The sequence below is a fragment of the Parvibaculum sp. genome, from assembly GCF_035511255.1.
In the GTDB taxonomy this organism is placed as follows: domain Bacteria; phylum Pseudomonadota; class Alphaproteobacteria; order Parvibaculales; family Parvibaculaceae; genus Parvibaculum.
Genome location: NZ_DATKFR010000355.1, coordinates 1 through 10,280, shown reverse-complemented (window position 1 = coordinate 10,280; position 10,280 = coordinate 1). Strand labels below are relative to the sequence as shown.

11 protein-coding genes are annotated in these 10,280 nt (G+C 63.2%); 6 read left to right on the top strand and 5 right to left on the bottom strand.

Annotation, left to right across the window (positions count from 1 at the left end; all coding sequences use genetic code 11):
• Positions 1 to 188: hypothetical protein (locus VMR03_RS13735; protein WP_325406156.1), on the bottom strand; the 188-nt coding region annotated here is incomplete at its 3' end.
• Positions 189 to 199: 11 nt separating this feature from the next.
• A complete protein-coding gene (locus VMR03_RS13730) occupies positions 200 to 499 on the bottom strand; it encodes a succinate dehydrogenase assembly factor 2 (protein ID WP_325406154.1) in 300 nt (99 codons plus the stop codon).
• Positions 500 to 602: 103 nt separating this feature from the next.
• On the opposite strand from VMR03_RS13730, the gene VMR03_RS13725 reads away from it, so the two are divergent.
• Positions 603 to 1,499 (top strand): alpha/beta hydrolase, encoded by an 897-nt coding sequence (locus VMR03_RS13725; RefSeq protein WP_325406151.1) that lies wholly within the window; start codon positions 603 to 605, stop codon positions 1,497 to 1,499.
• Positions 1,500 to 1,506: 7 nt separating this feature from the next.
• Positions 1,507 to 3,591 carry an ATP-dependent DNA helicase RecG gene (gene recG, locus VMR03_RS13720; protein ID WP_325406150.1) on the top strand — a complete coding sequence of 695 codons (2,085 nt, stop codon included), beginning with the start codon at positions 1,507 to 1,509 and terminating at the stop codon, positions 3,589 to 3,591.
• Here recG and VMR03_RS13715 read toward each other — a convergent pair.
• Positions 3,569 to 4,207, bottom strand: a complete 639-nt coding sequence (locus VMR03_RS13715; protein ID WP_325406149.1) for a DUF502 domain-containing protein — start codon at positions 4,205 to 4,207, stop codon at positions 3,569 to 3,571. The genes recG and VMR03_RS13715 overlap by 23 nt on opposite strands.
• 280 nt (positions 4,208 to 4,487) lie before the next feature.
• Between VMR03_RS13715 and VMR03_RS13710 the strand changes: the two genes are divergently transcribed.
• The 4 genes from VMR03_RS13710 to VMR03_RS13695 are packed head-to-tail and all read left to right on the top strand — an operon-like array spanning position 4,488 to position 8,064.
• Positions 4,488 to 5,522 (top strand): DUF7064 domain-containing protein, encoded by a 1,035-nt coding sequence (locus VMR03_RS13710; protein ID WP_325406148.1) that lies wholly within the window; start codon positions 4,488 to 4,490, stop codon positions 5,520 to 5,522.
• Between the two features lies 1 nt (position 5,523).
• On the top strand, positions 5,524 to 6,537 hold the full coding sequence (locus VMR03_RS13705; RefSeq protein ID WP_325406146.1) for a phosphotransferase family protein: 1,014 nt from the start codon (positions 5,524 to 5,526) through the stop codon (positions 6,535 to 6,537).
• Positions 6,538 to 6,541: 4 nt separating this feature from the next.
• On the top strand, positions 6,542 to 6,922 hold the full coding sequence (locus tag VMR03_RS13700) for a DUF6285 domain-containing protein (protein ID WP_325406144.1): 381 nt from the start codon (positions 6,542 to 6,544) through the stop codon (positions 6,920 to 6,922).
• A gap of 17 nt (positions 6,923 to 6,939) precedes the next feature.
• Positions 6,940 to 8,064, top strand: a complete 1,125-nt coding sequence (locus tag VMR03_RS13695) for a DUF3089 domain-containing protein (RefSeq protein WP_325406142.1) — start codon at positions 6,940 to 6,942, stop codon at positions 8,062 to 8,064.
• On the opposite strand, the gene VMR03_RS13690 is transcribed toward VMR03_RS13695, so the two are convergent.
• Positions 8,058 to 9,077 (bottom strand): hypothetical protein, encoded by a 1,020-nt coding sequence (locus VMR03_RS13690; protein WP_325406140.1) that lies wholly within the window; start codon positions 9,075 to 9,077, stop codon positions 8,058 to 8,060. The two genes, VMR03_RS13695 and VMR03_RS13690, sit on opposite strands and share 7 nt — an antisense overlap.
• A gap of 12 nt (positions 9,078 to 9,089) precedes the next feature.
• A partial coding sequence (locus tag VMR03_RS13685) for an MBOAT family O-acyltransferase (RefSeq protein WP_325406138.1) occupies positions 9,090 to 10,280 on the bottom strand: 1,191 nt, incomplete at its 5' end.

Genomic DNA, 10,280 nt, shown 5'->3' with positions numbered 1-10,280 from the left:
AAGAAGGCAAGCGCTTCCTCCATGGCCGCCAGACGGGCATCGTCTCGTGCGATATGAATGACGCCGGCAACGGCGCCCTCGGCGCGCGCCCGCGCAAGGTCGGCCAGCACCAGGGCGTCGAAACCTTCGGGCGCCTCGCCGAGCGTCAGCCGGCCGGGGGCAGCCGCAATTTTCGTCAGATCGCGCAAGTGGGTACTGCTCAGCCGTTCTGCTGCCAAAGGGCTGCCTTCAGATGTTGGAAGCTGCGGATGCGGGCGAAGACGGGTGTCTCGAACTCCGCCGGGGCTTTCTCGTGCCCGGTGATCCAGTTGTAGAGGGTCACGTCCTCGATCTCGATCAGACGCTCGTAATCGTCGAGATCGGCCGTGTCGAGGGTCGTCATGATCTCGTCGGCAAAATGGCCGAGGATCAGGTCCATCTCCTTGATGCCACGGTGCCAGGAGCGGAATTTAAGCCGCCGCAGGCGAATGTCGTGTTCGGTCGGTGGGTTGTCGGCCATATCAGTCATTCCCATTTGAGGAGGGATATAGACCTGCCGAGGGAGCCTGTCAGCCCCGGCGCGATATTTCCCGCCCGGCTTCGATTGGCGATAGACTGCTTCCATGACCGACTCTCCCTTTGCCACCGCTCCCAACGACCCTGAACGCTCGAACCGAACCTGCCGACTGCCCGGAGGCCGGAAGCTCGGTTATGCCGAAGGCGGAGACCCGAACGGGGTGCCGGTTTTCTATTTCCATGGTTTTCCCGGCTCGCGTCTCGAGGCCACCCTGCTGCCGCCCTCGGGCATCCGGCTGATCGGTGTCGACCGGCCTGGTTATGGGCTCAGCACGCCCCGCCCGCGCCGCAAGCTGGCCGACTGGCCGCAGGACATCGCGGCGCTGGCCGACCATCTCGGGCTGGCGCGCTTCGGCGTCGTCGGCGTCTCCGGCGGTGCCCCTTATGCCTCCTCGGTCGCGCATGGGCTGCCCGACCGGGTCAATGCGCTGGCACTGGTCTGCGGCCTCGGGCCGCCGGACGCGCCGGGCATGATGTTCGGCCGGACCGGCAGCGTCGGCTCGGCGTTGCGCTATCCAGGTGCGCGCGTCTTCATGGCGGCGTTGGGGCGGCGGATCATGTTGTCCGATCGTGCGCTTCACCGGATGCGAGCATGGCGCATGCGTCGCAGGCCGCGTCCGGCCGCCGACATGGAGCTTCGCAACGGGCCGATGATGCAGTTCATGGTGGCAAGTTGGCGCGAGGGATTGCGACGCTCCTCATTGGGCATGGCCGCCGATGCGCGCATCTACGGAGAGCCCTGGCATTTCGCGCTGAAGGATATCGCGGTGCCGACCGGCATCTGGCACGGACGCGAGGATACGGTCGTGCCCGTATCCATCGGCGAGCATTACGCCGCGCATGTGCCGGGTGCCGTCGCGCATTTCAGCGAGAATGACGGTCATTTCTCGCTGGCCGTGAATGCCTATGCGGCCGTCACCGATTTCCTCAAGGCGCGGGCCTGAGCCCGCGATGCGTCCGGAAGTTCTCTTCCCGCTCTTTGCTCCCATCCGCAGTCTGCCCGGAATCGGCCCTCGCCTCGAAAAACTCGTGGAGAAGCTCGCCGGCCCGAAGGTCGTCGATCTGTGCTGGCATCTGCCCGTCGGCCTCGTCGACCGCCGCCGCCGCCCGAAGATCGCGGAAGCGCGGGATGGCGAGATCGCGACAATGGAAGTTCAGGTCGGGCTCCATGTGCCGCCCCGGCTGAAGCGCCTGCCCTATCGCGTGCATGTGCATGACGAAACGGGCGAGATGCAGATCGTTTTTTTCAACGTGCATGGGGATTATCTGGCGAAGGCGATGCCGGAAGGATCGACACGCGTCGTCAGCGGCAAGGTCGAGTTCTACCAGGGCCAGCCGCAAATGACGCACCCGGATCATATCGTCGCGCCGGAAGAGCTCGCCTCCCTGCCGTTGCTGGAACCGATCTATCCGTTGACGGCGGGCGTCACGTTGAAGCCGTTGCAGAAGGCGATCCGCGCGGCACTCGATCGCGTGCCGGAATTGCCCGAGTGGCAGAACGGGCCGTGGCTCAAGGCGCGCGGTTTCGGGCCATGGCGAACATCGCTGATGGCCGCTCACATGCCGGACTCATTCGAAGATATCGACCCGGACGCGCCGGCGCGGGCGCGGCTTGCCTTCGATGAGTTGCTCGCAAACCAGCTGGCGCTCGGCCTGGTGCGCCTGCGGATGCGGCGCCTGCCAGGGCGCGCGGTCAAGGGCGACGGGCATCTGCGCGCGAAGGTCACGGCCGCCCTACCCTTCGCGCTGACCGGCGCGCAGGTGCAGGCGCTAGCGGAAATAGATGCGGACATGGCCTCGGACCGGCGCATGTTGCGGCTTCTGCAGGGCGACGTCGGCAGCGGCAAGACGATAGTTGCGCTACTTGCGATGCTCAGCGCCGTCGAGGCGGGTTTTCAGGCGGCGATGATGGCGCCGACGGAAATTCTGGCGCGCCAGCACCACGCGTCGCTGGTGCCGCTCTGCGAGGCGGCCGGCGTGAAGCTCGAATTGCTGAGCGGCCGGGAGAAAGGCGTCCGTCGTGCCGCGATCCTGCAAGCGCTCGCGACCGGCGAGATCGACATTCTGGTCGGGACGCATGCGCTCTTCTCGGAGGATGTCGCCTTCAAGGCGCTGGCGCTCGCGGTCATCGACGAGCAGCACCGATTCGGCGTGCATCAACGCCTTCAACTCCAGTCGAAGGGCGGCACGGGCACAGATATTCTGGTCATGACGGCGACGCCGATCCCGCGCACGCTGACCTTGACCGCTTATGGCGACATGGATGTCTCGAAGCTGACCGAGAAGCCCGCCGGCAGAAAGCCTGTCGATACGCGCGCCTTGCCCCTCGAACGGCTCGACGAGATCGTCGACGGGTTGCACAGGGCATTGGCGCGGGGCGCACAGGTCTATTGGGTTTGTCCGCTGGTCGAGGAATCCGAAGACCTCGATGTGACGGCGGCGGAGGAACGCTACAATTCTCTGCGAGCGATATTCGGCGAGACCGTCGGTCTCGTGCACGGCCGCATGAAAGCGGCCGAAAAAGATGCCGCCATGGCGCGCTTCGAGGCCGGCGAGACGCGCATTCTGGTCGCGACCACGGTGATCGAAGTCGGCGTCAACGTGCCGACCGCAACCGTCATGGTGATCGAACATGCCGAGCGCTTCGGACTGGCGCAGCTTCACCAGTTGCGCGGGCGCGTCGGGCGCGGCGCGGACAAGTCGAGCTGCCTCCTCCTCTACCAGACGCCGCTTGGCGAGACAGCGGCGGCGCGCATCAAGATCATGCGCGAGACGGAAGACGGCTTCCGCATTGCCGAAGAAGATTTGCGTTTACGTGGCGCCGGCGAATTGCTCGGGACGCGGCAGAGCGGTTTGCCGACCTTCCGCCTCGCCGACGTCGAACGTCAGGGCGAGCTTCTCGCCGCCGCTTATGACGACGCACGCATGATCCTCGACCGCGACCCGGAACTCGAAAGCGAGCGCGGCAAGGCGCTGCGCGTGCTGCTCTATCTCTTCGAGCGTGACGAAGCGATCAGGTATCTGCGTTCGGGGTGACGTCCTTGCCGTTCTTCTTCGGCGGTTCGACGAGCCCCGCCGAAATGATGAGCTTCGCCCCCTCTTCGATCGACATGTCGAGGATGGTCACGTCCTGGCGCGGCACATAAAGAAGGAAACCCGATGTCGGGTTCGGTGTCGTCGGCAGGAAGACGCTGATGAGATCATGCCCCATCTGTTCGCCAATTTGCGATGTCGTCTGCGAGGTGACGAAGACGATGGTGTAGAGGCCCTTGCGCGGATATTCGATGACGCCGACATCTCGGAAAGAAGTCGTCGACTGCGAGACGACCGTTTCGAATATCTGCTTGATGGCGCCGTAGATCGACCGCACGACGGGCATGCGATCGACGAGCCCCTCCGCGAAAGAGAGGATCGCACGGCCGAAGATGTTCGCCGTCAGCGCGCCGAGCAGCGTCAACAGAACGAAGGCGATGAGAAGACCGAGGCCCGGAATCTCGAAGGGCAGATACCGGTCCGGTTGATATTGCGCCGGGATCAGCGGCACGAACCAGGTGTCGACCAGATCGACGAACCAGGTGGTGATGTAGACCGTGAGGCCGATGGGGGCCGCAACGACGAGGCCCGTGAAGAAGTAGTTGCGCAGGCGCGCCATGAAACCATGCCGGCGCGGCGGCAGAATCAGGGGCGCTTCGTCGTCAGGGCTTGGCATTCCGGAGGTGGAACCGGGCGGCGGGCTGTCGGGGTCGGTCATGCTGGCCTGTACCGTAAATCCTTGACGTTGCGTCGCCCTCGAAAGCCGCTCGGCAACAGGGAGCGCAAGTGGATTCCTTTTCCTATCATGCTTCGTTCGTGGCAGGATTCATAACAAGAATTTACGAGTTTGAGGCGGGCCGCGAAATGTGTCCGCCCGGAAATATTCAAGGGAGAAGATCATGGCGAAAGCCCCGGCAGGTTTCAAAATCCGTCTCGCGCCCGAGGACGAGTACACGCACACGCCCGACGCCGCCACCAACTACAATGAGAGCATGTATTTCAACATGTTCGACCCGATAAAAAAGATCGGCGGCTGGTTCCGCATCGGCAATCGACCGAACGAGGGCTATGCCGAAATGTCCGTCTGCCTCTATCTGCCGGACGGTCGCGTCGCCTTCATGTATGCCAAACCGAAAATCGGCGACAACAAGGAGCTGAATGCCGGCGGATTGCGCGTGCAGGTGCTCGAGCCCTTCAAGCGGCTGCGTGTCACCTATGACGGCAAGGTTGTGGTGCTGAAGGAACCCAACGACATGGCCGAGCCGTCGAAGGCCTTCAAGAGCAATCCGGTCGTGCCCTGCAAGGTCGATCTCGAATTCGAGGGCGTCTCGCCGATGTTCGGCGGCGAAACGGTGAAGGAAGACGGTTCGGCGCTAGACATCGATCCCGAGAAGTCATTCGCCAAGGCGCATTACGAGCAGCATGTGGCGGCGAAGGGAAGCTTCGTCATCGGCGACGAGCGCTTCGAGGTTTCGGGCTTCGGCCTACGCGACAAGAGCTGGGGACCGCGCTATTGGCAGGCGATCCACTGGTATCGCTGGTGCCCGATGAATTTCGGCCGTGACTTCGGCATGATGCTGTCGATCGTCGCGGGCGAAACGGGCGAGCCGCGCCAGGGCGGCATGGTGTTGAAGGATGGCAAATACGATCTCATCACCGAAGTCTCAATCGATAGCGACTGGGACGAGAACTGGTACCAGACGGCATTTCGTTCCCACATCAAGACGGAGTCCGGCGCGACCTACGACGTCGAGGCGAAGGTGCTGTCGCTGATCCCGCTGCGCAACCGCCGCCACGATTCCGACGGCAACGAGCTCGTTACGCGGATCACCGAGGGCATGACGGAATATCGGTGCAACGGTCAGGTCGGCTATGGGCTTTCGGAATATCTCGACCAGATCGTCGACGGCAAGCCGGTCAGCATCGGAGGCTGACATGGGAGCCGAGGTGATTTCCTTCGCGGCACCGCTTGCCGATGCGGTGCGCAAAGCCATTCCGGGCACGACAGGCATCGCCAATCTGAAGCGGCTGTCCGGCGGCGCAAGCCAGGAGACCTGGGCCTTCGAGGCGACGACGGAGGGCGCGGGCATTCCGTTGATCCTTCGTCGTGCGCCCGGCGGCACGCGGACGCAAGGACGATCGGGCACGGCCGCGGGGCTCGAAACCGAGGCTGAACTGATCCGGCTCGCGGGGGCCGCCGGCGTGGCCGTGCCGCCGGTGCGGCTGGTGCTCGGCGAGGAAGACGGCGTTGGCCAGGGCTTCGTGATGGACCGCATCGAGGGGGAGACCATCGCGCGGAAAATCCTGCGCGACGCCGAGTTCGCCGAAGTGCGACCGAAACTCGCGCGGCAATGCGGCGAGATGCTGGCCCGGCTGCACCGGATCGACAAGGCGAAGCTGCCGCCCTTGCGGGTCTCGCCCGCCGGCGCGGAGATCGAGCAATATTTCCAGACCTACAAGACACACGACCATCCTCACCCGGTTTTCGAACTCGCCTTCCGCTGGCTGAGGGACAATGCGCCGCCGGACACGACCGAGCTGACGCTGGTGCATGGCGATTTTCGTCACGGCAATCTGATGATCGGCCCGGACGGCTTGCGCGCCGTGCTCGATTGGGAGCTCGCACATGTCGGCGATCCGATGGAGGACCTCGCCTGGATCTGCGTCAATTCGTGGCGCTTCGGCAATATCGACAATCCGGTCGGCGGGTTCGGTAAACGCGAGGATCTCTTCGCGGGCTATGAAGCGGCTGGCGGCGGCAGGGTCGATCCCGAGCGCGTCAAGTTCTGGGAGGTGCTCGGCACGCTCAAATGGGGTGTCATGTGCACCACCATGGTGATGGCCTTCAAGGCTGGCGACCGTTCGGTCGAGCGCGCGACGATCGGGCGGCGTTCGTCGGAAACGGAAATTGACTTGTTGCGCTTGCTTGCGCCGCGAAAGAAGGGGTGAAGACATGCAAGATCAGCCCACGGCCATCGAGCTCGTCGACATCGTCGCGGATTTCATCCGCAACCACGCCATGCCGCAATTGCAGGGCCATGCTGCTTTCCATGCGCGCGTCGCGGCCAATGCGCTCGACATCGTGAGACGCGAACTCGAGATCGCGCCCCGGAGGAATGCCGAGGAATTCGACCGGCTCAAGGCCCTGCTCGGCCGCGACGGAACACTGGAAGACCTCAACCGCGAACTCTGCGCCAGGATCGAGCGCGGCGACATCGCCCTCGACACGCCGGGACTGGTCGATCATCTCTGGGAGATCACGCTGACGAAGCTTGCAATCGACCAGCCCAATTATTCGGGCTATGTGAGGGCGCTGGAAGAAATCGGCGGCTGAAATAAAGCGGGGACGCGATGTTTAGGAAAATTCTCTGGGGAATCGGCGCCGTCGTCGCGCTCTTCGTCGCCATCGGCGCCCTCTTCTATTTCGACCGGCCGTTGATGCTGGCGGCAATGTTCAAGCCCTGGCATGCCTTCGACGCTTCGAAATTGCCGCCCGCGCCCGACTACACGAAGGACGACGCCTGGGCGGCTTTGCCGGGTGTGCCGAGCAATGCCGACATCGTTCCGCCGGACAGCGGCGCTGCGGACAACCAGGCGAAGGCCGGTGTCGACGTCTTCTTCATTCATCCGACCACCTATCTCAGCAAGAACGGCTGGAACGCGCCTTACGACGAGGGCGGCAAGACGCGCGAGCAACTCGAAAGCGGCGTGCTGCGCTTTCAGGCGAGCGCTTTCAACGGTTGTTGCCGCATCTTCGCGCCACGCTACCGGCAAGCGACGCTCTATTCCTTCGTCACGGAGGGAGAAGAAGGCTATCCCTCGTTCGAGGTCGCCTATCAGGACGTCGCGCGCGCTTTCGACGAGTTCATCGCGCATCGCAATAGTGGGAGGCCGTTCATCATCGCCTCGCATAGTCAGGGTTCGCTGCATGGCATGCGGCTGATTGCCGAGAAGATCGTCGGGACGCCGCTCGAGAAGCGATTTGTCGCGGCCTATCTCATCGGCTCTTCCGCCGTGCGCGATTCGGGCACGCCCGGCCTCGTGCCCTGTGCGACGCCGACGCAAACGGGTTGCTACATCAACTGGAATTCGGTGCTGGACACGAAATCGCGCGGGAACTGGACCGAACAGGGAATTAGCTGGATCGACGGACGTTACCAGCGCCTTCATGGCCGGACCATCGCCTGCGTCAATCCACTGACCTGGACGCTCGACGGAGAGGCGGACGCATCAACCAATCTCGGCGGCATGCCTTTCGCCAAGCCGGATGCGCCCGTTTCGGCGCCGGAGAAGGCATTGACGGGCGCGCGATGCGAAGGCGGGCTGCTGGTCGTCTCGCCGGCGAACGACGCCTTCAACTTCGGCTCGTGGGGCGGCGATTTTCATATCTACGACTACAACCTCTTCTACATGAATATCCGGGCAAATCTCGCCGCGAGAGCCGGTCAATTCCTGAAGAGTTTCGGCGCTCAGTGAGCCGCGAGGCCACGCCTGAGCGTTTCGTCGTAGCGCGCAAGGCGGGCGCGATAGGTTGCCGTCATCTCGTCGGCGGAGATGGACTTGAGATCGAGGGCCTCTTCTGCGTGGCCGCCGGTCAGCGTGCGGGCGATCGCTTCATTGGCCGTCGGTGAGTAATGCGTGCCGTCATAGGTCATGGCCGGATCGGCTGTCATGGCGGAGGGGATACTGTAATCGGTGAAGCGGTCGAAGACCTCCGAAGCGTCGTGAAGCGCCCGCGTATAGCTCTCAAGCCAGCCCATGCGCGCATATTCCGCGATTGCCCAAGCCGATAGCGGCGAGGCGTAGCCGACGAAGCGGGCATTGGGAAAGACGGCCTTCAACGTCCGATAGGTGGCGATCGGTTTGCGGTTGTCGAAGGGGCCCGAACGCAGGTCGCGGATCGGCACACGCGGGTCATAAAGACGTTGAAGAGAAGCCGCGCGGCAACGGAAGTCGGAATCGTAAACGCGATCGAGCGGCGACGTTCCGAAGAGCGTCCGCCAGGACATGGCCAGCACGTCGAGCGAGAGATAGGCGAGATAGGGCGACTCAGGCGGAGATTTTTCTCGAATGAAAGCGGGAGTGTTATGCGCTTGCGGGATGGAGCGGAAGTCGCCGGCGCTCAAGCCGACAACCACAAGCTTCGGAGAAAAGCCGCGCGCTTTCAGCCATTCGGCGTAATCGACGAACTCCGGCGCGACGCCCGACGAAAAGGCGAAGTTGAAACAGCGGTACCCCTCGATTCGATGTTCCGGAAGAAGCGTGACGCGGCTGTCGCCGAAGATCACGCAGTCATATTCGTCTTCATGCCCGGCGATCAGGTTTGGCTTCGACAGCCGTTCGTTGAAGGCGTAGTTGATCGGACCGAGCTTGTTGCCGCCGAAGTACCAGAGCGGATCGACGAGTGCGTTGAATGTCCATGCGAGCGCGCAGCATAGAGCCAGCGTGCCGAACAATGCGAAAAGATAGGATGTGGCGTGCGCAGGCATTTTCATCTCTGCTCAAAACTGGAAATAGAGAAATTCGCTGACGCGTTGCAGGCTCAGAAAGGCGACCGCCGCGGCGACGCCCACTGCGGCGGCGTAAGGCGCGGCGGGTCGCCAGAAGATCGCGCGGCGCCAGCGCGATCCGTCGAGCGGTACGAGCAGCGGGTCCTTGTGGCGGTCGGCGCGCGAGTAATTGAAGGCGGGCCGCACCATCGCCATCCATTGTTGAGTGTTCGGCCAGAACCATACGACGGAAATCCAGAAGGCCGCCCAGGCGAGATCGACACCGAGTGCGTGAGCTGGAATATCCGGTGTCCATGCAATCAGGCCCTTGTAGATGGCAAAGGCGGCGTCGATGCTCGGCGCGCGAAAGAAAACCCAGGCGAGCGCGACGGCGAGGAAGGTAATGCTTCGCGCGATGCCGTGCGACCACCATGTGTTCAGCGGCTTTGTCCAGACGGCGCGCCAGGCGTGATTGAGGATCAGCATGGCGCCGTGCATGGCACCCCAGAAAACGAAGGTCCATGCGGCGCCGTGCCAGAGGCCGCCGATGGCCATGGTGAGGAAGAGATTGACGTAACGCCGCGCCCTGCCCCTGCGATTGCCGCCGAGCGCGATGTAGAGATAGTCGCGCAGGAAGCGCGACAGCGTCATGTGCCAGCGGCGCCAGAAATCGACGATGCTCGTCGCCTGATAGGGCGAATGGAAATTGAGCGGCAGCTTGATGCCGAAGATGCGCGCCGCGCCGATTGCCATGTCCGAATAGCCGGAGAAATCGAAATAGAGCTGGAACGTGTAGGCGAGCATCCCTTCCCAGGCGCGGAGGAAGACGATGTCGTGCCCTGCGCCGGCATCGGCAAAAACGGAGCTTGCCAACGGCGCGAGATTGTCGGCGAGGACGACCTTCTTGAAGAGGCCGATAAAGAAGATCGTGAGGCCGATGGCGATGTTCATGCGGTCGAAGGCGAAGCTACGCGACCGCTTCGTTTGGGAGAAGATTTCGTGGTGGTGCACGATGGGTCCCGCGATCAACTGCGGGAAGAACATCACGAAAAAACAATATTCGAGAAAGCTGTGCTTTTCCACATGGCCCCTGCCCGCATCGACCAGGTAGGCGATCTTCTGGAAGGTGAAGAAGGAGATCGCCAGCGGCAAAACGATGTGCTGGAGCGGGATGTCGGTGGCGGCAACGTCGTTGACCGAGCG